This is a genomic window from Streptomyces sp. DvalAA-43 (genome assembly GCF_900091725.1).
GTDB classification, from domain to species: domain Bacteria; phylum Actinomycetota; class Actinomycetes; order Streptomycetales; family Streptomycetaceae; genus Streptomyces; species Streptomyces pulveraceus.
On sequence record NZ_FMBW01000091.1, the window covers coordinates 52,140 to 78,437 of the forward strand.

At 71.7% G+C, this 26,298-nt stretch carries 21 protein-coding genes; 12 read left to right on the forward strand and 9 right to left on the reverse strand.

The genetic code is table 11. The annotated features are described in order from the left end of the window. The first annotated feature begins 154 nt into the window (after positions 1 to 154). Entirely contained in the window at positions 155 to 1,390 is a 1,236-nt protein-coding gene (locus GA0115234_RS37825; RefSeq protein ID WP_107405845.1) for a serine/threonine-protein kinase, read from the forward strand. 64 nt (positions 1,391 to 1,454) lie between these two features. Here GA0115234_RS37825 and GA0115234_RS37830 read toward each other — a convergent pair whose 3' ends face one another. Next, positions 1,455 to 2,345, reverse strand: a complete 891-nt coding sequence (locus GA0115234_RS37830) for an aldo/keto reductase (protein ID WP_093550841.1) — start codon at positions 2,343 to 2,345, stop codon at positions 1,455 to 1,457. Between the two features lie 288 nt (positions 2,346 to 2,633). Between GA0115234_RS37830 and GA0115234_RS37835 the strand changes: the two genes are divergently transcribed. Together GA0115234_RS37835 and GA0115234_RS37840 are read left to right on the forward strand one after the other, a co-directional pair. Further along, positions 2,634 to 3,197: a hypothetical protein gene (locus GA0115234_RS37835; protein ID WP_237542076.1), complete on the forward strand. Its 564-nt coding sequence runs from the start codon at positions 2,634 to 2,636 to the stop codon at positions 3,195 to 3,197. Positions 3,198 to 3,440: 243 nt separating this feature from the next. Beyond that, the gene (locus tag GA0115234_RS37840) at positions 3,441 to 6,923 is read left to right on the forward strand and encodes a M28 family peptidase (protein WP_093550843.1); all 3,483 of its coding nucleotides are present in this window, start codon (positions 3,441 to 3,443) and stop codon (positions 6,921 to 6,923) included. 69 nt (positions 6,924 to 6,992) lie between these two features. Here GA0115234_RS37840 and GA0115234_RS37845 read toward each other — a convergent pair whose 3' ends face one another. Then, positions 6,993 to 8,438: a helix-turn-helix domain-containing protein gene (locus GA0115234_RS37845; protein WP_093550845.1), complete on the reverse strand. Its 1,446-nt coding sequence runs from the start codon at positions 8,436 to 8,438 to the stop codon at positions 6,993 to 6,995. Between the two features lie 691 nt (positions 8,439 to 9,129). Between GA0115234_RS37845 and GA0115234_RS37850 the strand changes: the two genes are divergently transcribed. The 4 genes from GA0115234_RS37850 to GA0115234_RS37865 all read left to right on the forward strand — a co-directional run bounded on the left by GA0115234_RS37850 (position 9,130) and on the right by GA0115234_RS37865 (position 12,883). After that, entirely contained in the window at positions 9,130 to 10,071 is a 942-nt protein-coding gene (locus GA0115234_RS37850; RefSeq protein ID WP_093550847.1) for a DUF3048 domain-containing protein, read from the forward strand. Positions 10,072 to 10,275: 204 nt separating this feature from the next. Further along, positions 10,276 to 10,938, forward strand: coding sequence for a DedA family protein (locus tag GA0115234_RS37855; RefSeq protein WP_093550849.1), 663 nt, complete (start codon positions 10,276 to 10,278; stop codon positions 10,936 to 10,938). Between the two features lie 92 nt (positions 10,939 to 11,030). Further along, the gene (locus GA0115234_RS37860; protein ID WP_370804733.1) at positions 11,031 to 12,248 is read left to right on the forward strand and encodes a sensor histidine kinase; all 1,218 of its coding nucleotides are present in this window, start codon (positions 11,031 to 11,033) and stop codon (positions 12,246 to 12,248) included. After that, positions 12,248 to 12,883: a response regulator gene (locus GA0115234_RS37865; protein WP_093550851.1), complete on the forward strand. Its 636-nt coding sequence runs from the start codon at positions 12,248 to 12,250 to the stop codon at positions 12,881 to 12,883. Before GA0115234_RS37860 ends, GA0115234_RS37865 begins: the two co-directional genes overlap by 1 nt. A gap of 29 nt (positions 12,884 to 12,912) precedes the next feature. On the opposite strand, the gene GA0115234_RS37870 is transcribed toward GA0115234_RS37865, so the two are convergent. Further along, positions 12,913 to 14,268: a dipeptidase gene (locus GA0115234_RS37870; RefSeq protein WP_093550853.1), complete on the reverse strand. Its 1,356-nt coding sequence runs from the start codon at positions 14,266 to 14,268 to the stop codon at positions 12,913 to 12,915. 191 nt (positions 14,269 to 14,459) lie between these two features. Here GA0115234_RS37870 and GA0115234_RS42670 point away from each other — a divergent pair, with 191 nt between their 5' ends. Continuing rightward, positions 14,460 to 14,738, forward strand: coding sequence for a hypothetical protein (locus GA0115234_RS42670; protein ID WP_161275742.1), 279 nt, complete (start codon positions 14,460 to 14,462; stop codon positions 14,736 to 14,738). A gap of 34 nt (positions 14,739 to 14,772) precedes the next feature. On the opposite strand, the gene GA0115234_RS37880 is transcribed toward GA0115234_RS42670, so the two are convergent. Then, a complete protein-coding gene (locus GA0115234_RS37880; protein ID WP_093550855.1) occupies positions 14,773 to 16,269 on the reverse strand; it encodes an APC family permease in 1,497 nt (498 codons plus the stop codon). 390 nt (positions 16,270 to 16,659) lie between these two features. On the opposite strand from GA0115234_RS37880, the gene GA0115234_RS37885 reads away from it, so the two are divergent. Further along, positions 16,660 to 17,988, forward strand: coding sequence for a geranylgeranyl reductase family protein (locus GA0115234_RS37885; protein WP_093550857.1), 1,329 nt, complete (start codon positions 16,660 to 16,662; stop codon positions 17,986 to 17,988). Positions 17,989 to 18,043: 55 nt separating this feature from the next. Here the strand turns inward: GA0115234_RS37885 and GA0115234_RS37890 are convergent, their stop codons facing one another. Then, positions 18,044 to 18,847, reverse strand: a complete 804-nt coding sequence (locus GA0115234_RS37890) for a LysR family substrate-binding domain-containing protein (protein ID WP_093550859.1) — start codon at positions 18,845 to 18,847, stop codon at positions 18,044 to 18,046. A 58-nt stretch (positions 18,848 to 18,905) separates the two neighbouring features. Here GA0115234_RS37890 and GA0115234_RS37895 point away from each other — a divergent pair, with 58 nt between their 5' ends. Beyond that, on the forward strand, positions 18,906 to 19,310 hold the full coding sequence (locus tag GA0115234_RS37895; RefSeq protein WP_093550861.1) for a DUF5997 family protein: 405 nt from the start codon (positions 18,906 to 18,908) through the stop codon (positions 19,308 to 19,310). Between the two features lie 84 nt (positions 19,311 to 19,394). Here the strand turns inward: GA0115234_RS37895 and GA0115234_RS37900 are convergent, their stop codons facing one another. Then, the gene (locus tag GA0115234_RS37900) at positions 19,395 to 19,925 is read right to left on the reverse strand and encodes a nucleoside deaminase (RefSeq protein ID WP_093550863.1); all 531 of its coding nucleotides are present in this window, start codon (positions 19,923 to 19,925) and stop codon (positions 19,395 to 19,397) included. A gap of 149 nt (positions 19,926 to 20,074) precedes the next feature. Here GA0115234_RS37900 and GA0115234_RS37905 point away from each other — a divergent pair, with 149 nt between their 5' ends. Both GA0115234_RS37905 and GA0115234_RS37910 read left to right on the forward strand, forming a co-directional pair. Continuing rightward, on the forward strand, positions 20,075 to 21,280 hold the full coding sequence (locus GA0115234_RS37905; protein WP_202554610.1) for an MFS transporter: 1,206 nt from the start codon (positions 20,075 to 20,077) through the stop codon (positions 21,278 to 21,280). A 29-nt stretch (positions 21,281 to 21,309) separates the two neighbouring features. Continuing rightward, entirely contained in the window at positions 21,310 to 22,497 is a 1,188-nt protein-coding gene (locus GA0115234_RS37910; RefSeq protein ID WP_093550865.1) for an amidohydrolase, read from the forward strand. A gap of 113 nt (positions 22,498 to 22,610) precedes the next feature. Here GA0115234_RS37910 and GA0115234_RS37915 read toward each other — a convergent pair whose 3' ends face one another. From GA0115234_RS37915 to GA0115234_RS37925, 3 genes are all read right to left on the reverse strand, one after another. Beyond that, positions 22,611 to 23,903: an MFS transporter gene (locus GA0115234_RS37915; RefSeq protein WP_093550867.1), complete on the reverse strand. Its 1,293-nt coding sequence runs from the start codon at positions 23,901 to 23,903 to the stop codon at positions 22,611 to 22,613. A 94-nt stretch (positions 23,904 to 23,997) separates the two neighbouring features. Further along, the gene (locus GA0115234_RS37920; RefSeq protein WP_093550869.1) at positions 23,998 to 25,509 is read right to left on the reverse strand and encodes a UbiD family decarboxylase; all 1,512 of its coding nucleotides are present in this window, start codon (positions 25,507 to 25,509) and stop codon (positions 23,998 to 24,000) included. A gap of 13 nt (positions 25,510 to 25,522) precedes the next feature. Beyond that, positions 25,523 to 26,188 carry a UbiX family flavin prenyltransferase gene (locus GA0115234_RS37925; RefSeq protein WP_093550871.1) on the reverse strand — a complete coding sequence of 222 codons (666 nt, stop codon included), beginning with the start codon at positions 26,186 to 26,188 and terminating at the stop codon, positions 25,523 to 25,525. Between the last annotated feature and the right edge of the window lie 110 nt (positions 26,189 to 26,298).

Consider the following 26,298-nt stretch of genomic DNA (forward strand, 5'->3'; position numbering starts at 1 on the left):
CCCGATATCCTGATCTTGCCGCGCGCCCCCCACCCCGCCCCGACCCAGGTCGGGGCGGAGCCGTGGCAGCAGAAGCGGCCCACAATTCGAGATTGGTGCACAGGTGCTGGTAGCAGGTCGGTACCGGTTGATATCCCCTATCGGCCGCGGCGGCATGGGCGAGGTGTGGCGTGCCGCCGACGAAGTGCTGGGCAGAGCGGTCGCCGTGAAGCTGCTGCTGGGCGGCCACGCGGACGAGTCGGCGACCGCCCGGTTCCGGCTGGAGGCGCAGACCGCGGCCCGCCTGAGCCACCCTCATCTGGTGGCCGTGTTCGACTTCGGGGCCTGGGAGGACCGCTTCTACCTCGTGATGGAGCTCGTCGAGGGCCGAAGCCTGGGCGATCTCCTCGCTGCCGAGGAGCGGCTCGGCGCCGCACAGGTCGCCCGGATCGCCGGGCAGGCTGCCGCGGGGCTCGCCGCCGCCCACCGCCAGGGCATCGTGCACCGTGACATCAAGCCCGGGAACCTGATGCTCGACGCCGAGGGGTCCGTCAAGATCGGCGACTTCGGGATCGCCCAGTTCGTCGACGACCCGTCCGCCGCGCTGACCACCACAGGACAGATCGTCGGCACCAGTCTCTATCTCGCCCCGGAACGCGCCCTGGGCCGTACGGCCGGTGCCGCGTCCGACATGTACTCCCTCGGCTGTGTGATCTACCAGCTCCTGCTGGGCGAACCGCCGTTCCGCTCGGACACGGCGACCGCCACGCTCTATCAACATGTCGACACGGCACCCGTGCCGCTCAGACAGCGCGGCGTCGACCTCTCCCCGGCCTTCGACTCCTATCTGCTGGGGCTGCTCGCGAAGCAGCCCGAGGACCGGCCCGGCGCCCAGCAGGTCGCCGAGTGGTTCCAGAGCGATGCCTGGCGGGGACAGCCGGAGCCGCTGCCGATGTACGCCCCGGCTCCGCCCCCGACGACCGGTGTTCCGCGCTCCCCCGCAGCCGCTCCCGCAGCGACCGGCATTCCGCGTGCCCCGGCAGGCGCTCCCGCCCACGGCCCCGGCCCGACGCCCCACTCCGCCGAGCAGGGCGCGGGCATGGCGACGTACCGGCTGCCGCAGGCCGGCGGCCACCGACGCCGCGCGGCGGAACGGGCCGTCCCCGCCCGGCGGGGAGCCGTCGCCCGGGACGCGATCAGGCGTCGACCCAGGGTGGCGAGCGCCATCGCCGGTACGGTCGCCTTCATCGCGGCCGTGTACCTGGGGATGACCCTGTTCTCCCCGGACTCCGGTGGATCCGATACCCCTGAATCCGGTTCGACGGCCACCACCGGACCGCGGTCCGACTCCCACTCGCCCGCGCCGGAGCAGCCGGCCCAGGGCGAGGAGGGGGACGACGACGAGGACTGACCCCGCCACCGCACCTCGGCCGGACGGCGGCACAAGGCCCTGGGACCTGGCCCAGGCGCAGGTCCTAACCCAGCAGGGCCATTTCCTCCGGCGTGAGCCGAAGCGCGCCGGCGGCCACATCGTCCTCCAGATGGGCAGGATTCCCGGTGCCCGGGATGACGAGCACGTGCGGGCCCTGTTGCAGCGTCCACGCCAGCCTGACCTGGACGGCCGAGACCCCGTGCGCACGGGCCACCTCAAGGATCTCCGGCCGCTCCGAATCACCGGCCCCGGCCTCGCGCCGCTCCCCCGCTATGGAGTAGAAGGGTACGAAGGCGATCTTCTCCTCACCGCAGATCCGGAGCATCTCCGCAGATCCGGGACGGAGCGAACCGACCGCGAACCAGTTCTGCACGCAGACGACGGGCGCGATCTCCCGGGCCTCGGCGAACTGCTCCGGCCGGACGTTGGAGAGACCGAGATGGCGGATGAGCCCCTTCCCGCGCAGCTCGGCCAGTGCGCCGAAGTGTTCGGCGATCGGGCCGGGCCCCTGGGTGCGCAGGTTCACCACGTCCAAGTGGTCACGGCCGAGCTGACGGAGGTTCTCCTCGACCTGCCCCCGCAGCTGTTCGGGCCGGGCCCAGGGCAGCCACTCACCGGACGCGTCACGGCTCGGCCCGACCTTGGTGACGACGACCACGTCGTCCGGGCGGGACCCCAGCGCCCGGTTGATCAGCTCGTTCGCGGAACGCAGCGACGAGAAGTAGAAGGCCGCCGTGTCGATGTGATTGACACCGAGCTCCACCGCGCGGCGCAGCACGGCGATGGCCCGGTCGCGGTCGCTCGGGCCCGCGGCGTCGTCGAACGCCGCGCCCTTCTGCGTCAGGCGCATGGCGCCCAGTCCAATGCGGTTGACCGTCAGGTCGCCCAGCTCCCAGGTGCCCGACGCCGCCGCCGAGAGGGTCCTCGTGGTCATACCGCGCACCCTTCTGTCCGTATCGCGCGGTCGGCTCCACCGAGGAGGAAGGCCCTCTCCCACCCGATTGACTTGCAATCAATCGCTCTCTGTGAGAGAGTAGTTGTGAGCTCTGATTTACTGTCATGTTTTGCCATGTGTGCAGGATAATGGCGGCCATCTGTTCTGTACAGCCCCGCGCCCGTTCCGGTGCCCTGCGTCAAGCAACCGTCAGGACCCCCCACCCCGACGTCAGCGGTTCGTCAACAGGCTCCGACGGACCCGGCGGTCGCGCTTAGCGTCACTGCCATGCGACGCCACATCACCCGGAGCGTTCCCGGCCCTCACCTCGGCCTGCGGCCGCCTCCCTCCGGCATGACCGCCGACGACCACGGCTGGGCCGCCGATCTGCGTTTCGCCGTCCACTGCTCGGTGACACTCCTCGGGCTGCTGTCGGCCGTCGACGCGGCGGCCGGCCACCTCACCTGGCCCCGCGCCCTGCTGTGGACCGGGCTGTCCGCACTGCTGTGTGCGGTCCTGGTCCCGCCCCGGGTCCGCGCGGGCGCCGGATGGCTCTCCTGCCAGGGCCTGTTGCGCCGACGGACCGTCCGCACCGACCGGCTCGTCTCGGTGCGCTGGTCGGACGGCGTCGCCCAGCGCATGGTGCTCCGTGACACCGAGGGCGGCCGGGTCGAGGTCGACCCGGAGGTGTTCCTCGCGAATCCGGCGCTCTGGCACCGACTGGACGAGGATGCCCGCGGCTCTGTGGAGCGCGGGACGCTGCGGTGCGGGGTGACGGCGCTGCGGCAGCTGTCCGACCGTATCGACCGCAGGCACGCGCGCACGGTGTTCACGATCTCCGGACTGGAGTAACCACCGCTCGTACCAACGGCGTTGTGCGATCCCACCACCGCGGCTTGACCAAACTTGCCAAGTCCCCCGGCATCCTTCGCAGTTCGTTGACGAGTCCATGACGACGTGTGAGTGTTCGGTCGCTCGATCACGGACACCGGGGGGCGCGGGCGGCCGGCGACGGCCGGGGCAAGCGCGTCATGGTACGCGGCTGCCCGTGATCGAGGCCCCCCGAATCAAGGAGCCTCGATGAAACTCAGACCGATGACGGCCGGGACGACCCTGGCCGTCCTCGCCTCCATGCTCGTCGTCACCGGCGCGCAGTCGGCATCCGCCGAACCGTCACCGCCCGCCCCGAGCGCGCTCTCGGCCGCCGTGTCGGCGGCCGACCGGGCCGTCGCCAGTGGTCTCGACACCCTGGCGAAGGGGCCCGAGGAGCGGTACGAGCGGCAGATGGTGACCCCCTGGGTCAAGGGCCTGTACTCCGTCGCGTACCAGCGCACCTACCGCGGCCTGCCGGTCGTCGGCGGGGACGCCGTCGTGGTGGCCGACTCGAAGGGCCGGGTCCGCGGCACCCAGTCCGCGGTCTCCCGGCGGATCAACGTGCCGACCACGCCGACCGTCTCCGCGAAGGCGGCCGAGACCACCGCCCGCAAGAAGCTCCGCACGGTGCAGCGGGTGGAGTCGCGGCGGCTGGTGGTCCGTGCCACCGAGAAGTCCTCCCGGCTGGCCTGGGAGACGGTCCTCACCGGACGCACCGCCAAGTCCCCCAGCCGGCTGCACGTCTTCGTCGACGCGGGCACCGGCAAGGTGCTCGACAGCTACGACGACGTCAAGGCGGGCACCGGGAACAGCCAGTGGAACGGCCCGTCGCCGCTGGCCATCGACACCACCGCGTCGGGCAGCAGCTACTCGCTGCGCGACCCCAACCGCCCCGGCCTGAGCTGCGCCGACTACAGCACGGGCAGCGTCTTCACCAAGTCCACCGACTCCTGGGGCACCGGCAACCCCACCAGCAAGGAGACCGGCTGCGTCGACGTCATGTGGGCGGCGCAGCACGAGTGGAACATGCTGAAGGACTGGCTCGGCCGCAACGGGCACAACGGCAACGGCGGCAGCTGGCCGGTCAAGGTCGGGCTGAACGACGTCAACGCCTACTGGGACGGCTCCTCGGTCTCCATCGGCCACAACAACGCCAACCAGTGGATCGGCGCGATCGACGTGGTGGGCCACGAGTTCGGCCACGGCATCGACCAGTACACGCCCGGCGGCGCCAACAACGAGTCCGGTCTCGGTGAGGCCACCGGCGACATCATGGGTGCCCTGACCGAGGCGTACACCAATGAGCCGGCCCCGTACGATGACCCCGACTACACCGTCGGCGAGAAGATCAACCTGGTCGGCAACGGGCCGATCCGGATCATGTACAACCCGGGCCAGATCGGCGACCCGAACTGCTACAGCTCCTCGATCCCCAACACGGAGGAGCACGCCGCGGCCGGTCCGCTCAACCACTGGTTCTATCTGCTGGCGGAGGGCTCGAACCCCGGCGGCGGCAAGCCGTCCAGCCCCACCTGCAACAGCTCCTCGGTCACCGGTGTCGGCATCCAGAGCGCCGGCAAGGTCTTCTACGGCGGCATGCTGCTGAAGACGAGCGGGATGACCTACAAGCGCTACCGCACGGCGACGCTGACCGCGGCGAAGAACCTCGACGCGAGCTGTCTGCTCTTCGGCCGGACCAAGGCCGCCTGGGACGCCATCAGCGTCCCCGCGCAGAGCGGCGACCCGTCCTGCACGCCCAGTGGCAACAACGACTTCACGATGTCCCTGGACCCGGCGTCGGGCTCCGTGAAGCCGGGCAGCTCGGTGACGGCCGCGGTGCGGACCACGGTCAGCTCCGGGAGCGCGCAGACGGTCGCCCTGACGGCGAGCGGTCTGCCCAGCGGGGTCACCGCGGCCTTCAGCCCCTCGTCGGTGCAGTCCGGGGCGTCCTCGACGATGACCGTCTCGGCGTCCTCGAACGCCGTGCCGGGCGCGTACACCTTCACGGTGAAGGGTGACGGCACCCAGAGCCACACCGCGCAGTACACCCTGACCGTGGACAACGGCGGCGGCAATCCGGGCGGCGGCGCACCGGACATCAGCATCGCCAATGTGCAGGCGCACCTCACGCAGCTGAACACCATCGCCACCCAGAACGGCGGCAACCGCCGGGCCGGAAGCGCCGGCTACACGGCCTCCGTCGCCTATGTGAAGAGCAAGCTGGAGGCGGCCGGATACACCGTCAGCGAGCAGACCTGCACCAGCTGCACCTACCGCGGCAACAACCTGATCGCCGACTGGCCGGGCGGCCCGTCCGACCAGACGATCATGTTCGGTGCCCACCTGGACGGCGTCTCCGCCGGTCCCGGGATCAACGACAACGGCTCGGGCTCGGCCACCCTGCTGGAGAACGCCCTCACCCTGGCCCAGCGGAACCCGACCATGACGAAGCACGTCCGCTTCGCCTGGTGGAACGGCGAGGAGCAGGGCCTCCAGGGTTCCGAGTACTACGTCGGCCAGCTCAGCGCGGCCCAGCGCAGCGCCATCAAGGCGTACTACAACTTCGACATGGTGGCCTCGACCAACGCCGGCTACTTCATCAACAACGTCAACTCGGCCGCCTCCGCGCCGATGAAGGAGTACTGGGACTCGCTGAGCCTCGCGCCGGAGGAGAACATCGAGGGCCAGGGGCGTTCGGACGACTACTCCTTCCAGCAGGGTGGCATCCCCACCTCGGGCTACGCGACCGGCGCCGACGCCACCAAGACATCGGCACAGGCCACCAAGTGGGGCGGCACGGCGGGCCGTTCCTACGACTCCTGCTACCACTCGTCCTGTGACACCACGGCCAACATCAACGCGACCGCGCTCGACCGCAGCGCCGACGGTGTCGCGTACACCATCTGGAAGACCTCGGTCGGCACCACCGCGCCCGCCGACGACTTCTCCGTCTCGGTGAAGCCGGTCTCGGGCAACGTCCAGCCGGGTGGCTCGGTGACCGCGAGCGTGTCCACCGCGACGACCAGCGGCTCCGCGCAGAGTGTGAAGCTGACGGCCTCCGGCGCGCCGAGCGGGGTCACCGTCTCGTTCGACCCGGCGTCCGTGCAGTCGGGCTCCGCCTCGACGATGACCGTCTCCGCCGGGGCCCAGGCCGCGGCGGGCACGTACACCCTCACGGTGACCGGGACCGGTACGGCCACCCACACCACGACGTACTCGCTCGTCGTCGGTGGCGGTGGCAGCTGCCAGGCCCGGCAGGTCGTCGTCAACGGCGGCTTCGAGAACGGTGTCGCTCCATGGACCCAGACGGACGGTGTGATCAACAACCGGACGTCGGAGAAGCCGGCCCACTCCGGCTCCTACACGGCCTGGCTCGGGGGCTGGGGATCCACGCACTCGGACACGGTCTCGCAGTCGCTGACCGTTCCGGCGGGCTGCTCGACGTACAAGCTGTCGTTCTATCTGCGCACCGACACGGACGAGTCGGCGGGCGACCCGACCGTGTACGACACGTTCACCGTGAAGCTGGGCACCAAGACGCTCGCGACGTACTCCAACGCGGACGCCTCGGGTTCCTACGTCCAGAAGACCTTCGACGTCGGCGCCTTCGCCGGCCAGACGGTCGCCCTCGGCTTCACCAGCAGTGAGGACGCCTATCTGCAGACCAGCTTCGTCCTGGACGACGTGACGCTCGACGCGAGCTGATTCTCCACCGGTTCACCGTCCGGGGCGGGGCGTGCGCACACGTCCCGCCCCGGATTCTCTCCGCCTCTCTCAGCGGACGACGGCCGCCAGTCGGCGGGTGAAGTCCTCGATCTCCGGCCGGTTGTCGTGCCGGGCCGCCAACCGTCCGTGCAGGCCGCGCAGTTCCTGGCCGAGCAGGGTCGAGGCGGTGACCTCGGTGGTGTCCAGCACCGGTCCCGCGATGGCGATCGCCGCCTGCGGGTCCCGGGCGCAGACATGGGCGTCCGCCATCCGCACCAGGAACAGCATCCGCGCCGAATGCATCCCGGGCGGGAGCAGGGTCAGCGCGGTGCGGGCCGCCCCGACCGCGCGCAGCGCCAGGCGGCGGTCCCCCGTCGCCGCGGCGAGGTCCCGCAGCGCCCCGGCGGCACCGGACTCCACCCGCAGGCGCACCGAGGCGACGGACAGCCAGGGCGCCTCCGTCTCGTCCTGCTCTCCGACCCGGTCCAGCTGCGACCAGGCGCGGTCGATGTGCCCCAGGGTCTGCCGCGCGTCGCCCCGTACCGCGTGCCCGCGCGCCAGGTACAGGTCGCTCATCGCGCCCGCCCAGTACCGGCCGACGGCGGCCTGCCGGATCGCGCCTCCGTAGGCGAGGGCGGACGGGCCGTCGCCCTCCAGCCGCGCCAGTGTGCTCATGTCGCTGAGCGCGGCCACCTCCGTTCCGACATGACCGGCCAGTCCGGCCCAGACCAGGGAGCGGTCCAGCCAGGCCATCGCCGTCGCGTTGCGGCCCCACAGCAGTCGAAGGCAGCCGGCGGACTGCGCGTACTCGGCCGCCAGCGGGGCGAGCTGGCGCTGGTACGGCGCCGCGGGCAGGGCCATCCAGCGGAGCATCGCGTGCAGGGTACGTTCGACCACGACGGTCGCTCCGGGCCAGGCACGCTCCTCGTCGGCCCGCAGACAGACGGCGAGCAGCGCCGTCAGGGCGTGCACGGTGTCGATGTCCAGCGCCGGGCACGACACGGTGGCCGGGCCGAGGGAGCAGAAGGCCGAGTGCAGGGCGACGACGTCGGCGAGTACAGGGACGGTGCAGCCGTCCCGGCCGTGCACCGGACATATCAGCCCGTAGCTGGGCAGTCGGCTGGGCAGGACGGTGTCCGGTGGCAGCATCGCGAGCAGGGCGCCGCCCGCGGGCTCTCCGGGGAAGGGGCCCTGCCGTGCGGGGGCCGGCGCGGGGACCGGTCCCGCGCTCTCCGCACCCGTGCCGCCCGTGCCGGCGGCCTCGGCGGCCTCGCAGGCGGCGAGCAGCGCGCCGTCCGCCGACATCAGCTCGTCCAGCCTGCGGGCCAGCGGCAGCGGTGTCCGGCGGGTGCCGTGCTCCAGCTTGCTGATGGCGGTGTGGTCGTATCCGACGCGGGCACCCACCTGGGCCTGGGTGAGTCCGGCGCGCCTGCGCCACTGACGCAGCCGGGTGCCGAAGGCTCGCCACACCTCGGCGGTGCGGGCATCCGGCGCGGGGCCCATGCCCTCGGTCACCCGGGACTCCGCGGCGCCCCGCCGGATGCCCCGTCCGTGCCACGCTGACGGCTCATAGCCCGGAGAATAGCGAGGGCGTGGGCGCGCTGTCCCCTGTGCGAAGGGAAGATGGCGCCTTCCCGTCACCTCCCATTCCTTCCCGTGCGCCCGCGGCTCCGGTACGGGGAACGGCGAACGGCCCAGGGGGCTCCGGACCCTGGGCACGCCGTCCCGGCCCGCGAACGCGGGTAGATCCTGCCGGGGCGGCAGGGAGCGGCCCGTCCGGTCCGACGGAGCGTCATGACCGGTCCGACGGGGCGTCGTGGCCGGTTCGCCCTGCGCGTGATGGCGCGAAGCGGCCGCCCGCGGTCCGTGATCCGGACGATTCGCGCCGCAGCCGCATGAACGGGTCGCCCGCCGGGCATGTGACGGGTGACCGACAGGGGGTGGTGGCAGTGGGCCGCATCAGGATCGTCCGACGACCACAGCTGCCGTCCCGGCCGCCGCCCCTCGATCTGAGGACCCCGTCCGGCCGCCCGCTGCCGTACTGAGCGCGGAGTCCGACACGCCGCTGTCCGCGGCCGAGGGCCGCACGTCCTGCCTTCGGGAGCCCCTGGGGCGCCCTTCTGCGTGATGATGGGCAGGAAGCCGTCGCGGCGGGCGGCAGTAGCCGGAGGCGTCGCGTCGGCCGACTCGGAAGGGACGGCCCCTCATGCACGCATCCCGGACGAAGCGACCGGCCGCGGCCTCATCGGTCCTGCTGGCACTGCTCGTCGCGGCAGTATCCGGCTGCCGGGGCGGCTCGTCCAGCGGTACCGCGCCCACGTCCTCCGGCACGCGCGCCCATGTGCTCGCAGTGAAGATCGACAATGTCGGTCCCGCCCGCCCGCAGACCGGACTCGACAAGGCGGACATCATCTACGTGGAGCAGGTCGAGGCCGGTCTCAGCCGCATGATGGCCGTCTATTCGTCCTCGCTGCCACCCGTGGTCGGCCCGGTGCGCAGTGCCCGGGAGACGGACCTGGAACTGCTCCGCCAGTTCGACCGGCCGACGCTCGCCTTCTCCGGGGCCCAGACCAAGCTCCTCCCGGCCATCGCGGAGGCGCCGTTGGACCCGCTGCCTCCCGAGAAGGATCCGGGCGCGTACTTCCGCGCCGACGACCGCGCGGCACCGCACAACCTCTTTCTGCGCCCCGGCCGGACACCGCACGCCACCACCGGGAGGAACGCGGCCGAGGACATCGGGCTGCGTTTCGCCGCCGCCGTGCCGGGCGGCAGGGCCGTCGCCGACCGCACGGTCCGCTACCCGGCCGCGCGCTTCACGTTCACCTGGTCCGCCGAACGGGGTCGGTGGCTCGTCGCCATGGACGGCACACCGGCCCGTACGGCCGGGGGCGCCCGGCTCGGTGCGGCGGATGTGGTGGTGCAGAACGTGACGGTGCGCCCCTCGCTGTACCGGGACCGGTGGGGCAGCACCTCCCCGTACACCGAGACCGTGGGGTCCGGATCCGCCGTGGTCCTGCGCGACGGCAAGGAGTACGACGTGCGCTGGTCGCGGCCCTCGGCCGATTCCGCGACCTCGTTCACCGCTTCGGACGGCGAGCGGATGACCTTCGCTCCGGGCCAGGTCTGGATCGTCCTCGCACAGAAGTGAAACGGCCGGCGCGGCACCACGCCTACAGAAGTGAAACAGCCCGGCACGGCACCGCGCTTACGGAAAACCGCAGGGTGGCGGGTGCGGAGAACAGCATCCGGTCCTGCGGACATCCCGGTACCGGCGCCGCCCCTCGGTTCCTAGCGTTGCCGGTGGGGCGCGGCGGACTTCCCGCGCCTCACCTCGACGGCCGGGAGTCGATTCATGGATTTCGTCATTCTGGGTCTCCCCCAGGAACCCGCGGGCGGTGTGGCCGGCTGGGCGGCCGGCCTCGTCGACACCATGGGAGGTCCGGGAGCGGGCCTCGCCATCGCACTGGAGAATCTCTTTCCGCCGCTGCCCAGCGAGGTCATCCTCCCGCTGACCGGGTTCGCGGCGGGGCAGGGTGTCATCGGTCTGGCCTCAGCGCTCTTCTGGACCACGCTGGGTTCGGTGGTCGGCGCGGTGGTTCTGTACGGGATCGGCATGCTCTTCGGCCGCGACCGCATGCATGCGATCTGGGCGAGGCTGCCGCTGGTGAAGCTCTCCGATCTGGAGCGCACGGAACGGTGGTTCGCCCGGCACGGCACCAAGGCGGTCCTGCTGGGCCGCATGGTGCCGATCTTCCGCAGCCTCATCTCCGTGCCGGCGGGCGTGGAGCGCATGTCGCTGCCGCTCTTCGTGACGCTGACCGCCATGGGCAGCCTGGTGTGGAACTCGGTTCTGGTGATGGCGGGTTACTGGCTGGGCGACCGGTGGGATCTGGTGGAGACCTATGTCGGGGTGCTGTCCAAGGCCGTTCTCGTCCTGGTCCTGATCGCCGTCGCGGGGTACGTGGTCATGCGGCTGCGGCCCCGTGGCCGCGCGCAGCACCGCCGGGTCCGGTGAACCCGACGCCGTGGCCCCCGAGCCCTGCGGTCGCCCCCACCGGGCCGGAAGGATCTTGCCGTGCCTCCGCCGCGCGACTAGCCTCGGCAACCGTGCAGGGGGAATCCGCGGAAGGAACGGCCGGTCTGCTTCCGGGAGTTCCCGTCCGGTGGCACGAGGAGGCGGGTGTCCCCGCGGCGCGGCCGTATCCGTGGCCCCGCAGAGCCGCGGGCGCGCTGCTCGGCAGCTGCACCGCTCTGACCGGGCTGCTGTATTTCGCCGTGCCGGGCGCGTTGTCGCTGCCGTTCGTGTGGTGGCCCCGCACCCGGCCGCGTGCTCTGGCCCTGCTGACTGCCGGGGCGCGTCGGCTCACCGCTCTGGAGCGGATCCGCCGCAGTGTGTTCTTCGGCGATGTGTTCCCCGCCCACCACGCTGCCGACCAGGACGTCCTGCGCTATCTGGCCGCCCGCACCGGCACGGGGGCACTGTCCGCCGGGGTGCTCGCGCTGCTGGGGTACGGGGCGGTGCTGGCGGGGCTGCTGGCCGTGGGGGTGGTCCGCGATCCCACCGACTGGCGGGGACTGCTGCCGCAGGCGCTCCTCGGCGGTGTCCTGCTCTTCCTGGACCTCCAGGGGCTCGTGTCGCTGAACGCGCTCGACACCCGGCTGGCACACGATCACTTCGGGCCTTCCGAACGGGAGTTGCTGGAGCGGCGCATCGCCGAACTGGCCGCCAGCCGGGCCGGAGTGCTCCGGGCGGTCGACGCGGAACGCAGGCGCATCGAACGCGATCTGCACGACGGTGTGCAGCAACGGCTGGTGGCACTGGGCATGCTGCTGGGGCGGGCGCGCCGCAACCGGACGCCCGAACAGGCAGAGTCGCTGCTCCGGCAGGCCCACCAGGCTTCGCAGGAGGTCCTCACCGAACTCCGCGAGGTGGCCTGGCGCGTCTACCCGTCGGCGCTCGACGACCTGGGGCTCGAAGAGGCGCTCGGCGGAGTGGCCCAACGCTGCGGCATTCCCCTGCACGTCGAGTTCGGTCTGCCGCTGCCCCCGCCCCGGCCGGTGGAGACCGCAGCCTACTTCGTGGTCTGCGAGGCCGTGACCAACGCGGCCAAGCACTCCGGGGCCACCCGTATCCGGGTGAGCGTCGGCGGCGACGGAAGCCGTGTGTCGGTGTCCGTCCAGGACAACGGCACCGGTGGCGCGGATCCCCTGGGCGGCGGGCTGTCCGGGCTGCGCAGCCGGGTGGACGCGCTGGACGGCCGGTTGTACGTCGACAGCCCCTGCGGGGGCCCCACCACGATCACCGCGGAGTTGCCGTGCGCGTAATGCTCGCCGAGGACTCGACCCTGCTCAGGGAGGGCCTGGCCCTGCTGCTCGCGGAGGAGGGCCATGAGGTCCTCGCCGCGGTGGGTGACGGCACCTCCCTCGTCCGGGCCGTCGAGGCGGACCCGCCGGACCTCGTCGTCGTCGACATCCGGATGCCTCCCACCCACACCGACGAGGGGCTGCGGGCCGCGCTGGAGATCCGCGAGCGCCGGCCGCTGGTGGGTGTGCTGGTGCTCTCCCAGCACGTGGAGCGCACCTACGCGGTCCGGCTGCTGTCCCAGAGCGCCGAGCGGGTCGGCTATCTGCTCAAGGACCGGGTCGCGCAGGTGGACGAGTTCCTGGAGTCGCTGGAGCGGATCCACGCGGGCGGGGCGTCGATCGACGCCGAAGTCGTACGGCAGTTGGTGGTCCGGACCACGCATGTGGATCCGTTGGCCGGTCTGACTCCCCGGGAGCGCAGCGTCCTTCAGGAGCTGGCGCAGGGCCGCAGCAACGCGGCCATCGCCCAGCAGTTGCACATCTCACTCAGTTCGGTCGAGAAGAATCTCAACGCGGTCTTCGAGAAGCTGGGTCTGCCACGCGCCACCGGTTACAGCAGGCGGGTGCTGGCGGTGTTGCGCTATCTGGAGTCGTAGCGGGGCCCTCCGTCGGTTCCGGCCGGTGCTCAGTGCCGCCGTGCGGCGGCGTACCGGCTCAGGAAGAGGGCCTCGACATGGGCCATGTGCTGGATCTCGGTGGGGTCGACGCTCTCGTCGGGGGCGTGGATGAGGCACTGCGGTTCCTCCACGCCCATCAGGATGATCTCGGCGCGGGGGCAGGCGTTGCCGAAGACGTTGCACAGCGGGATGGAGCCGCCCTGGCCGAGGGCGGCCATCGGCTTTCCGTAGACGTCCGCCATGGCCCGGCCCAGGGTCGCATAGGCGGGTCCGTCGGTGGCGGCCCGGAACGGTGCGCCGGTCCCCTCCGGCTCGACGGAGACGTGTGCGCCCCAGGGGGCGGCCTTCTCCAGATGGGCGGTCAGTGCCCGCAGGGCGGCGTCCGGGTCCGTTCCCGGCGGTACGCGCAGGCTCACCCGGGCCCGCGCGGTGCCCTGGACGGCGGCGGACGAGCCGACGACCGGCGGGCAGTCGATGCCCAGGACGGTGACGGCGGGGCGGGCCCAGAGCCGGTCGGCGACGGTGCCGGATCCGGTGAGCGACACCCCGTCCAGCACATCGGCGTCGCGCCGGAACCGCTCCTCGTCGTACGGCGCCCCGGACCAGGTGCCGGTGGCGTCGAGACCGTCGATGCGCGTTCCGCCGTCCGGGGCGCGCAGGGTGGCCAGGATCTGGACGAGGGCGGCGAGGGCGTCCGGGGCCGGTCCGCCGAACATCCCCGAGTGCACCTCTCCCCGCAGGGTGGAGACCGTCACCACGAGACCGGCGAGTCCCCGCAGGGAGGTGGTCACGGTCGGCTGCCCCACGGCGGCGTTGCCCGTGTCGCAGATGAGCAGGGCATCGGCGAGGAACTGCTCGCGGTGCTGTTCGACGTACGCCTCCATGCCGCCGGTGCCCTGTTCCTCCGAGCCCTCGGCGACGAACCGCAGCCCGACGGGCAGGTCGTCGCCGAGGGCCCGCAGTGCGGTGAGGTGCATGACGATGTTGCCCTTGCAGTCGGCGGTGCCGCGCCCGTACCAGCGGCCGTCGCGCTCGGTGAGCGTGAAGGGCGGCGAGGTCCAGGCCGCGTCGTCGAGCGGCGGCTGGACGTCGTAGTGGCAGTAGAGCAGCACGGTCGGCGCTCCGGGCGGCGGCGGGCGGTGGCCGAGCACCGCCGCGCTGCCGTCGGGCGTCTCGGCGAGATGCACATCGTGGAGGCCCGCCTCGGTGAAGGCGTCGGCGACCCACTGGGCCGCTTTCCGGCAATCCTCGGGCGGGTACTGGCGGGGGTCGGCGACGGAGGGGATCGAGACCAGCTCGGTGAGATCCGCCTTGGCGCGCGGCATCAGGGCGGCGATCCGGTCGGCCAGTCCGTGCTCGCTCATCGTTGTCTCCCGGTCGTCGGGCCCGGACCCGGGTGGTCCGGTTCTCGTACTTGCTTCGTGGGGTCCGGGGCCAGCGCCGGACCGTGCTGTCGGTCCTGAGCTCGTCCACGGTCCTGTCGAACGCCTCGACCTGGTCGGGGCAGTAGACCTGGAGGACGATCCGCTCGGCTCCTACCGCCCGGGTGTCGGCGATGACGGGGCGCTGTCCGGGCCCGTCCGAGCCGTTGGACAGCTGGATCTTCCAGAGGGCGGTCCTGAGGGCGTCGTCGGGCGACTCGCAGACGATGCCGCCGTCCTTGCCCAGCAGCCGCTGGACGGTGCCGGGGTCGGGCGCCGGGTACCCGCCCTCCACCAGCTTCTCGCTGAGCTCGTCGGCCTTCCTGCGGGAATCGTCGGTGGCCCTGACGCTCGTGTACTGGACGACGCCGATGACGACGAGGGCGACCAGGAGCACGATCGCACCGAGGTAGATCCAGCGGTGCTCGGAGGCCATGCGTGTCGGGCTCATGCGCCGCCGTCCGCCGTGGCGCCCTCCGGCCCGGCCGGGGGTCCCGCGGCGGGAGTGCGCCAGCCCGGCTTGCGGAGCCTGAGGAAGAGGTACGGCACGAGCAGGCCGAGCACGACGAGCCCGCCACCGACCAGCGCGATGTACGACCAGACGCTGCCGCCACCGAACTGCGACGACGGTACGAAGCCGATGGCCAGGGCGGCGAGCGAGGCGAGCAGGCCGAGGACGCACAGGGGCACGAGGGCGGGGGCGCGGTAGCCGCGCGGGTGGTCCGGCCGGGTCCTGCGGAGCCGGATCGCGGCGGCGAACATCAGCAGGTAGACGATGAGGTACACCTGTGTGGTGATCACGGAGAAGATCCAGTAGGCGCTGGAGACGTTGGGGATCAGCGCGTACATGAGGGCGATGGCGGTGGTCACGACGCCCTGGGTGACGAGGATGTTCTGCTGGATGCCGTTCTTGTTGAGCTTCTGCAGGAACGGTGGCAGATAGCCCTCCTCCCGGGAGATCAGCAGGAGGCCCTTGGACGGCCCCGCCAGCCAGGTCAGCATGCCGCCGAGCGCGGCCGCGACGAGGGCGACGGCGACGACCGGGGTGAGCCAGCCGACGTGGAAGTGCGAGAAGAACGCGTCGAACGCCTGCATCACACCGGCGGTGAGGCTCAGTTGGTCGGACGGGACGACCCAGCTGATGGCCAGCGCCGGAAGGATGAAGATCAGCAGCACCAGTCCCATGGCGAGGAACATCGACCGCGGATACTCCCTGGCCGGGTTCTTCAGCGACGAGACATGGACGGCGTTCATCTCCATGCCGGAGTAGCTGAGGAAGTTGTTGACGATCAGGACGAGACTGGCGAGCCCCGTCCACTGGGGCAGCAGATGGCTGCTGGTCATCGGGGCGGCGGAGCCGTTGCCCTGGCCCAGGAAGACGAGCCCGAGGACCACCAGGACGGTACCCGGGACCAGTGTCCCGATGATCAGGCCCCAGGACGAGAGCCCGGCTACGGCCTTCGTGCCCCGGGCGGAGACCCACACCCCGGTCCAGTACAGGACCATGATCACGATCGCGGTGTACAGGCCGCTGCCGGCCAGTCTCGGGTCGATGACATAGGCGATGGTGCTGGCGACGTAGGCGAGCAGGCTCGGATAGTAGAAGATCGTCATCGCGAACTGGCACCACACGGCGAGGAATCCGAGCGGCTTCGACAGCCCCTCGCTCACCCAGCGGTAGACACCGCCGTTCCACCCCGACGCCAGCTCGGCGGAGACCAGCGCCGTCGGCATCAGGAACACGATCGCCGGGACGACATAGAGGAATACGCAGGCCAGTCCGTACACGGCCATCGTCGGGGCGGACCGCAGGCTGGCCACCGACGCGGTGGTCATCAGCGCCAGCGTGACCCAGGTCATTCCCGGCGCCGCGGTCTTCCTGGCCTGTGGCTGCGATGCGGGGAGCTCCGACTCGGCTTCCGAGGGGACGTCCATGGTGCTCATACGGCACTCCTTGCGGCGGCAGAACGGTGCTGGCGGGAAGGGGCGACGGGACTCGTGCGGCGGTGGGCCGGACCTGCGCAGGGCGGAGCCCCGGCGCGCGACGGCCCGGCGGGGCCGGGTGCCGCGGCGTCGGCCGGTGCGCTCTCGGGGAGGGCGGGACCGTGTAAGGGTCTTCGGACCGTCGTACGACGCCCCATCAGACGGCCCCCTTCACCCGAGCAGCTGGTCAGCAAGGGTAAATTGTCACGGTTTCAGCAACTTCGCATCTTGGGCCCTCCTCAAGAAGGGGCCGGTTTTCCGGACCGGGTCCCGCGTCGGCCGTCCTTGATCGATGATGATGCGGATGGCTGCCGTCCCCGGTACGGCACCGGCTCCAGGAAGGGGTTCCCGATGCGGGAAACGACGCCAGACCGGTCTCCGTCGGACGCCCGGTCCGACCACGGCCCGGACGAGGAGGCCCAGGTGATCGTGGTGGGGGCGGGGCCCGCGGGGTCGGCCGCGGCCTTCCATCTCGCCAGGGCGGGTGTCGATGTCCTGCTGCTGGAGAAGTCCCGCTTCCCCCGGGAGAAGGTGTGCGGGGACGGCCTGACCCCGCGCGCGGTGCACCAGCTGATCAGGATGGGCGTCGACATCAAGGCTCCCGGCTGGACGCGCTCGCGCGGGATGCGCTGGGTGGCCGGGAAGCACCAGGTGCACATCGACTGGCCCGCGCTCGGCCGCTATCCGGACTTCGGCCTCTCGCGCAGCCGGCACGATTTCGACGACATCCTCGCCCGGCACGCCGTCGCCGCCGGGGCGCGGCTGCGCCCGGGTGTGAAGGTGACCGAGCCCCTGACCGACCGGGTCGGCCGGATCACCGGGGTCACCGCCACGACCACCGAGAAGGAGCCCCTGGCCTTCCACGCACCGATCGTGATCGCGGCCGACGGCGCCTCCGCCCGTCTCGCCCTCGCCATGGGGTTGCAGCGGGACCGGAACAGGCAGATCGCGACGGCCGCCCGCCGCTACTACCGCAGCCCCGAGCGCTCCGCGGAGGAGTACCTGGAGCTGTGGGCCGACCTCCGGTTCCCCGGAAGCGATCACTACCTGCCCGGATACGGCTGGATCTTCCCCATGGGCGACGGCCGCGTCAACGTCGGTCTCGGTGCGCTGCCGCACCGGCGGCACGGAAAGGCGGATCTGCGTGCCACGTTGGACGAGTGGCTGGCCCGTACCCCCGAGCACTGGGGGCTGCGCGAGGAGAACGCGGAGGGCCCGGTCCGCAGCGCTGCCCTTCCGCTGGGCTTCAACCGCCATCCCCTGTACACCCGCGGGCTGCTGCTCGTCGGCGACTCCGGAGGCATGATCAGTCCCTGGAACGGCGAGGGGATCGGCCAAGCCATGGAAGCCGGTGAGGTCGCCGCCGAGACCGCCGCACTGGCCCTCGCCCTGCCCGGGGGTGCCCGGCGCGAACAGGTGCTGCACGGCTACCCCGTCGAGATGAACCGCCGCTGGGGCCGCTACTACCGTCTCGGCAACACGGCTGCCGACCTGGTCTTCAGCCGCTCCGGCTTCCAGCCGGTCCTCAACCGCTACGTCATGGGGTCACCGTTCCTGCTCGACACCCTGGCCCGGCTGCTCACCAACCTCACGGACAAGCCCTCGCACGACCTGATCGACCATCTGCTCAACGGCGTCGTGCGCCTGGTCCCGGAACCGAAGGTGCGGCGCAGGCGCTGATGCGGTCCGGTCCGGGACGGCCGGGGGTGACGCGCGCCGGCGGCCGTGCCGATGTCTAGGAACGGCGGCGCGGCTTGCCGCGTTTGGCGGCCTTGGGGCCACCGGATCCGCTCCGCGGGTTCCTCCCGGCCGACTTGGCGCCGGATCCGCCGGTCGCCTTGCCGGTCGATCTTCCGGCCGTCCTACCGGTCGCGGGCTTGCGCCGCGCACCGTCCGAATCGGCGCTCTTGCCCTGGGCCTGGGACCTGGGGCGGCCCCTCGTGCTGTTGACGGTCCGCCCTCGGACGATTCCGATGAACTCCTCCACCAGATCGGTGGTCTCGTCCTCCAGCCAGGACAGCGCGACGCGCGATTCGGGGGCGTCCACCACCGGACGGTAGGTGAGGTCCTTGCGGTGGTGGAGGCGGGCAAGGGACTGGGGTACGACGAGCAGACCCACTCCCGCGGCCACCAGCTCCACGGCGTCCGCCGTGGTGGCGGGCCGCTCGATGGCCGGCCGCCCCGGGCGGTGCTCCCATTCGAGGGTGTCGTCGAGGGGGTGCAGCACGATGTCATCGGCCAGCTCCGCCGCGCGGACCTCGTCGACCGCCGCCATGATGTGATCCTTCGGGATCACGACCACGGTCGTCTCGGCGTACAGGGGGATCGCGCTGAGGTCCGTCCGGTCGATCGGCAACCGTACGAGGCCGGCGTCGGCGTCACGTCCCCGCAGCACGTCGGACGCCTCGGCGGCCGGTACCCCCACGAGGGTCAGCGGGACGTCGGGCAGCCGCTCGTTCCAGATCCGCACCCACTTTCCGGGTGTCACCCCCGGGACATACGCGAGCCGGAACGAAGGGGTTTCTTCCGAGCTTGTCACTCCGCCAGGTTACCGGCCCTGGTCAGAGGTAGCGCACATGCTCGATACCCTTGTCCCCATGACGTCGCACAAGACCGCCCAGACGATGAAGCCCGCGACCGCGGCAAAGAAGCTGGGTGTGTACCTAGAGGCCACCCCCGCCGAGTTCCAGGAGGGTGTCGTCTCGCGCACCGAGCTCAACACACTGCAGGCCGATCCGCCCGAGTGGCTCCAGGAACTGCGACGCAACGGCCCGCACCCCCGGCCGGTGGTCGCCGCCAAGCTGGGCATCTCGATCTCGGGCCTCGCCCGTGGCGGGATCACCGAAGCCCTCACGACGGAGCAGATCGACGCGCTGAAGACGGAAGCCCCCGAGTGGCTCCGGCAGGAACGTGCCACCCAGGCCGAGGTCCGGAAGGAAGCGGTGCGCATCAAGGAGAAGAGCGCGGCACGCGACGACCGGTCCGGCGACCCGCGTTCCTGATCCGGCCCGCGCTCCGGACCGGGCCCGATTGATCCCGCCCGATCCGGACGAGAGACCACGGGGCGGGTCCGGCCCCGGCAGGCCCTAGCCGTCGAGGGTCACGCCCAGCATCCGCGCGTGCAGCGCGCGGACCTCCTCGGCGAGCGACGGATCGGGGCCCGCCACCGGGATGCCGGGAGCGACGGTCCGGATGGGGAGGGCCGCGACCGGCCCCGCGTCGAAGCCCCAGCTCCGGCGCCACGCCACGAGCTGCTCGGCGCTCGACGCGTACACGATGCGGCCCAGCCCGATCCAGGCATGGGCCGCGCTGCACATCGGGCAGTGTTCGCCCGATGTGTAGACGACGCTCGTCCGCCGCTCGTGCGGGGAGAGGTTCTCGGCCGCCCAGCGCGCGATCTCGAACTCCGGGTGGCGGGTGGCGTCGCCGTCCTTGACCCTGTTGCGGTCGCGGAAGCGGACCGTACCGCTCTCGTCCACGAGGAGCGAGCCGAACGGCTCGTCACCGGCCGTGAGCGCCTCCTGTGCGAGGCCGACGCAACCACGGAGGAACTCACGGTCCTTCTCCGTGACCGTCTGCGACGCGTTCACCGCACCTCTATCACTCTCTGTGCTCATTTCGTCAGGCTAACAGCCCTACGGCATTCGGTATACCATCCAGCTCACGGTGGGTGGCATCGCCGCTGCCCTCCTCCGCATGCCGACCGGCCGCGACGGCCGGTCCGCCGACGGCGACACGGAGGCACGAGCCAGTGAGGAACGCCCCGGTGAACACCGCCGCGCGGGAAACGGTCTGGAACGCGCCGGGCATGCCCGCCCTGCTGCTCCTGACCGCCACGGGATTCTCGGGGTTCGCGGCACTGCTGCCCACCGCGCCGCTCTGGGCCGTGCGCGGCGGCGCCGACGCCGCCGGCGCCGGTTCGGTCAACGCGGTCCTGATGCTCTGCACCGTGGGCGCCCAGACCCTGGTGCCGACCGCGATCCGCCGCCTCGGCTGGCGGACCACCCTGGTCTGCGGGATGGTCCTGCTCGGCGTCCCCTCGCTCCCGCACCTCCTGTCGACGCAGCTCGGCGTGGTGCTGGCCCTCGCGGCCGTGCGCGGAATCGGATTCGGGGTGCTGACGGTCTGCGGCGCCACCGCCGTGGCCGAACTCGTCGAACCGGCACGGCGCGGGAAGGCGGTCGGAGCGTACGGCCTGGCCATCGCGGGGCCTCAGTTCATCCTGGTCTCGACCGCGCCCTGGGCCGCGGAGAACCTCGGCTTCGGGGTGGTGTTCGCGCTCGGCGCGCTGCCCCTGCTCGGCGTGGTGCCCGCGCTGCGGCTCGCCCCCCGGCTGAGCGGGCACCCGGCCGGGACCGAGGGCCCGCCGCACCGAACCGCCCCGGCGGGTGGACGCGCCGCGTACCTTCCGCTGCTCCCGCCGATGCTGCTCCTGCTCGGCGTCACGACGGCCGGGGGCGCGCTGATCACCTTCGCCCCGCAGATGAGCAGCGACCCCACCGCGACCCTGGCCGGGTTGCTGCTGCTGACCGGAACGGCGGCCGTCTCCCGCTGGCGGTTCGGGGCGCTGGCCGACCGGCACGGCACCCGGCCGTTCCTCTGGCCGCTGGTAATCGTCACGGCCGTCGGGCTCGCGTCGACGGCCTGGGCGGTGACCTCGCCGGAGGCGACGGGCATGGTTCCGCTGCTGGCCGGGATGGTCCTGGTCGGGATCAGTTACGGCGGGCTCCAGAACCTGACGCTGGTGGACGCCTTCGCCGCCGTCGACCGCCGGTCCAGCGGCATCGCGAGCGCCGTGTGGAACATCGGGTTCGACGCCGGGACGGGAGTGGGCGCCCTCCTCGTCGGCTACCTCGCGACGGGTGCGTCGTTCTCCCTGGCACTCGTGGTCACGGCCGCGCTCTCCCTCGCCACACTGCCCCTCGCGCTCACACGCCGACGCCGTGCCGGGTCCGGCCGCCCGACCGGCTAACACCGGAGCATTTGGGATACCGTTAATCCATGGCTCATGTGATACTGACGAACGTCCGCCCCTGGGGTGCGGCGCCCGTGGACATCGTGATGTCCGGCGCCGAGATCCTCTCCGTAGTACCGGCCGGAACGGCGATCGGCGACGGCGACCGCCTCGACGGTGGCGGTCTCCTCGCCCTGCCCGGCTTCATCAACGCGCACGCCCACCTCGACAAGAGCTGGTGGGGCCAGCCGTGGGTCTCCTACGGCGGGGAGGCGACGACGCAGGGGCGCATCACCCACGAACGCGCGGAGCGAGACGGGCTCGGTATCCCGAATCCGTCCTCGACCGCCGCCGTGCTGGGTGAGTTCCTCCGCCACGGCACGACGGCGGTACGCAGTCATGTGGATGTCGACCTCGGTGTCGGGCTGCGCGGGATCGAGGTGGTCCGCGAGGCTGTGGCCGCTCTCGACGGCGCGGTCGAGGTGGAGATCGTCGCGTTCCCGCAGGACGGCGTGATGCGCCGTCCCGGCGTGCTGGACCTTCTCGACCGGGCGGCCGGGGCGGGAGCGACCAGCATCGGCGGCCTCGACCCGGCATCGATCGACCGCGACCCCGTGGCGCAGCTCGACGGGCTCTTCGGCATCGCGGAACGGCGTGGCGTCGGGCTCGACATCCATCTGCACGACGGCGGGGATCTCGGCGCGTTCCAGATCGAGCTCATCGTCGAGCGCACGCTGGGTGCGGGGCTGCACGGCAAGGTGACGGTCTCGCACGGCTTCGCCCTGGGCGAGCTTCCGGTGAACCGGCAGCAGAGCCTGGTCGAAGCCTGTGCGGAGGCCGGTGTCTCCTGGGCGACCGTGGCTCCGGTGCGTACCGCGCCGCTGCCCTGGCGCGGCATGCGGGACCACGGTGTGCCGGTCGGCCTCGGCACCGACGGCATCCGGGACCTGTGGTCGCCGTACGGTGACGGCGACCTGTTGCGCGTCGCGCTCGGGTTCGCCCGGCTCCACGGTCTGCGCACCGATGAGGAGCTGGCCTACGCGGTGGAGCTGGCCTCGACGCGTGCGGCGGGGTTCGTGCACCGCGACGCCCACGACATCGTCGCGGGGGCGCGGGCGGACATCGTGCTGCTGGACGCCGAGAACGTGCAGGACGCCCTCGTCCGCGCGCCGCGCCGGGACCTGGTGGTCGCCGGTGGCCGTGTGGTGGTCCGGGACGGCGAACTCCGCATCTGATCCCGGCCGGTGACGACAGGCAGGGCCGCGGCGGACGCATTCCGCCGCGGCCCTGCTCATGGGCCGGGACCACGCCGTCCGGGAGTCCGTTCGCCGGGGTCGTACCCCTCGCGCTACGGGATGCTCGCGCCGCTGTACCTGACCAGTTGGGGTACTCGTGCCGCGAGCGTCAGCAACCCCGCGACCAGCAGGATTCCGCTGAGGAACGCGGTGGTGCCGACCCCCACCCGTTCGGCCGCCGCGCCGAGCCCCAGCGAGGCGAAGGGCATGACGCCGATGGCGAGTTCCTGGAGCCCGAGGGCCCGCCCCCGTACCTCCGGCGCGGTCGTCATCAGCAGCAGGGTGGTCTGGAGCACTCCGAACGAAGCGCTCATCAACCCGATGCATGCCATCAGCGCGAACGAGAGCGGAACCGTCCGGGACAGCGCGAACAGCGACCACAGGGCGCCCCAGGCCGCCGTGCCGAGCACGAACAGTCCGCCCTTGAACCTGAAGTCGCCGAGCATGGCGATGACGAGCGAACCGGCGAGGCCGCCCAGGCCGCCGCAGGTCAGGAGCCACCCCAGGCCCGCGGCGTCGAGCCCGAGGGCCTCCTTCGCGAACACCGGCATGAACCCCTGGTAGACCGGCCACAACAGGACGTTGGCGGCGAGCGTGACCAGCAGTACGGCCGAGGTGAGGCGGCTGGTGAGGACCGTACGGAATCCGCTGGTGAGCATCCGCAGTACGGGTTCCGGCCGGCCCGGCTCCGGCTGCCCCACGCCGCGCAGGGGCCAGAGCGCCACGAGGGACACCGCGTACCAGGTCGTCGAGATCCAGAGGGCCGCGGGCGCCCCGAAGGCGCTGATCATCGCCCCGCCGATCGCCGGACCGATCACCTGCGTCATGTTCATCGCAAGGGCGTTCAGCGCATTGGCATTGCTGAGGTTCTCCCGTCCGACGAGATCGAGGACGAGCGAGCCGCGCGCCGGCTGCGACGGGGACTGCGCCAGTCCGATGGCCAGTCCCCCGGCGACCAGCGCCCCGTACGAGACCGGGCCCGACGACGCCATGACCGCCACGACGACCACGGCCCCCAGGGCCCACAGACAGGCGGACATGAGCAGCCGCACCCGGTCGTACCGGTCGGAGAGCACCCCGGCGAAGGGCCCCAGCAGCATGGGGGCGAGCCGTACGGCGGTGAACACGGCGAGCAGGAACTCGGACCGGGTCGTGTCGAAGACGAGCCAGCCCAGGACCAGCGTCTGCGTCCACGCGCCGCCGTAGAAGAACAGGTTGGAGATCCACAGGAGACGGAATCCCGGGCTGCTCCGCAGCGAGGACAGTGCCTGCCGGACCCCTGCCGCCGCTCGTGGCTCCCTCGGTACCGACCCCGACGACGCCTCCACCGGCTCCCGCTGCGACAACGCACCCCTCCTCGTCCGACACCATCAGAAATGGTATCCCAAAGATATGCATCCGTTTCGCCTGGTTCGGCCGGGCGGGCGTGCGCCCACGCGCTCAGCGGGACGGGGGCGCCGTCGCGGAGAAGCCGTAGGCGGTCCAGTTCTCCTCGATCCGCTTGCGGACATGGTCGGGGAACGAGTGCCGGAAGGAGGCCGTGACGCCCTTGGTGACGCCCTCGAACTGCTCGGGCAGCAGACAGCTGACGACGGACTTGCCGCCGCGGCCGGTCCGCACCTCCTCAGGTGTGAGGTAGGGGACCATTGGGATACCAGGGGCCTGCGGATAGGAGTACGCGCCGGTGCCCGGGTGGTGGCGGGTCGCCATGGCCCACACCACCTGGTCGATGTCGGTGATGTCGATGTCGTTCGCCACCAGCAGGACCTTGGGCACCAGCCATCCGGTGTGGGAGCCGAAGAGGACATCGGCCACCGCGTCGGCCAGTTCCCGCTCGCCCGTACCGCTCCGGGCCAGCCGCTCGATGTCGACGGACACCACGATCCAGCATGTCGCGGCCTCGTAGGAGCACCAGGCCATCTCGACGGGCAGACCGCTGGAGCGCAGCAGGTCCAGGCTGACCGCGGAGATCATCGTGCCCCAGATGGTGTGGTTCTCCTCCGGCGGCAGACCGGCCACACAGATCGGCAGGATGGGGTCGTCGCGGAAGGTCATCGCCTCGACGTGGAAGACCGGCTGCGGCTTGCTCTCGGCGAAGGCATAGCCGTGGTATTCCCCCATCGGCCCCTCGGGCGCGGTCTCGTCCGGACTGATGTGCCCCTCCAGGACGATCTCGGCGTTGGCCGGGACGTACAGGTCGTGCAGCTCGGTGCGGACCACCTCGACCGGGCTGCCCGCGAGGGCGCCGACGTAGCCGTCCTCGTTCACTCCGGCGGGCAGCGGCATGCCCGCGGCGGCCAGTGCCGCGGGCGGGGCGCCGAGCACCATGGCCCAGGGCGTGGGCAGGCCCTGGTCGCGCCACATGGCGTGGATCATGCCGAGGTGCTGCTGGGCCATGGCCGGACCGACGAGAGTGGTCCGGCCGTGCAGCATGGCGCGGCTGACCGACCAGCTCGTCCACCGCCCGTCGGGGGTGCGCACCACGTGGTAGCCGTAGGTGCCGAGGTAGCGGCCGCCGTCGTGCTCGTGCAGCAGCGGGACGGGGAAGCGTTCCAGGTCGACGTCGTCACCGGTGAGGACGTTCTCCTTGCACGGCCCCGTCTCCACCACGCGTGGGGCGAGGGGTTCCGCGTGCATGGCCGCGATGAGCTTCTCCACCAGCTCACGCGGCGCGGTGTCGACGGGGAGACCGAAGTGGGCCGCGAGCCGGCCGTAGGTGTTCCCGCCTGTGCCGCTCAGGCCGGCGGGCGCGCCGAGTATGCGGAATCCCGGCTCGGATCCGGTCGGATTGCTGAACAGCGGTGCGGGGCTCCTGGTCTCGTAGACGCGCCGGGTGACGGCCGCGGCCTCCAGCACCGGGCTGACCGGCTCGCGGATGTCGACCGCGTCGCCGGTGGCCAGCAGGTTCTCGACGAAGTCGCGGAAGTTGAGCGCACTGCCTCGTTGGGTCATGGTGGAGCCTTTCTCAGAGGGCGGTGGGGTGTTCCGGCCGCGCCACGGGCGAGGCGGGGCGGCACGGTTCGCCGGTCGGTCCGTGGCGGTCGCGGCGTGCCGGGCGAGGGGCGGTGGCCGCCTTGAATCCCTGCCACCGCCGGGCGGTGGGCAGTTCGAGGCCGAACTGGTCGAGGACGCGCACCACGAGGTGCTCGACGATGTCGGCGATGCCGTCGGGCTGGTTGTAGAACGCCGGGACCGGCGGCATGATCACGGCACCCATCCGCGTCAGGTCCAGCATGTTCTCCAGGTGCACGGCCGACAGGGGCGTCTCCCGGGCCACCAGGACGAGCCGGCGCCGCTCCTTGAGCATCACGTCCGCGGCCCGGCCGATCAGCCCCTCGCCCTGCCCGGTACGGATGGAGGCCAGCGTCTTCATGCTGCACGGCACGACCGCCATGCCGTCGGTCCGGAACGATCCGCTGGAGACGGGCGCCCCTTGGTCGTCCGGGCTGTGGCACACCGACGCCAGCGCTTCCACCTCGCGCAGCGTGTACGGCGTCTCCTGCGCCAGCGTGATCCGCGCCCAGCGGCTGACGACGAGATGCGTCTCGACGCCCAGCTCTCCCAGCGCTTCCAGCAGACGCACCCCGATGGGCGCGCCGGTGGCACCTGTCATGGCGACCACGAGTTTCATCGCGCCGTCCTTCCACTCACGGACGTCACGCACAGTTATTACGTACACGTCCTACTTCGCCTCACGGTAAAGTACGTGTACGTCATAATCAACTCGCGGAGGCAGGGAGC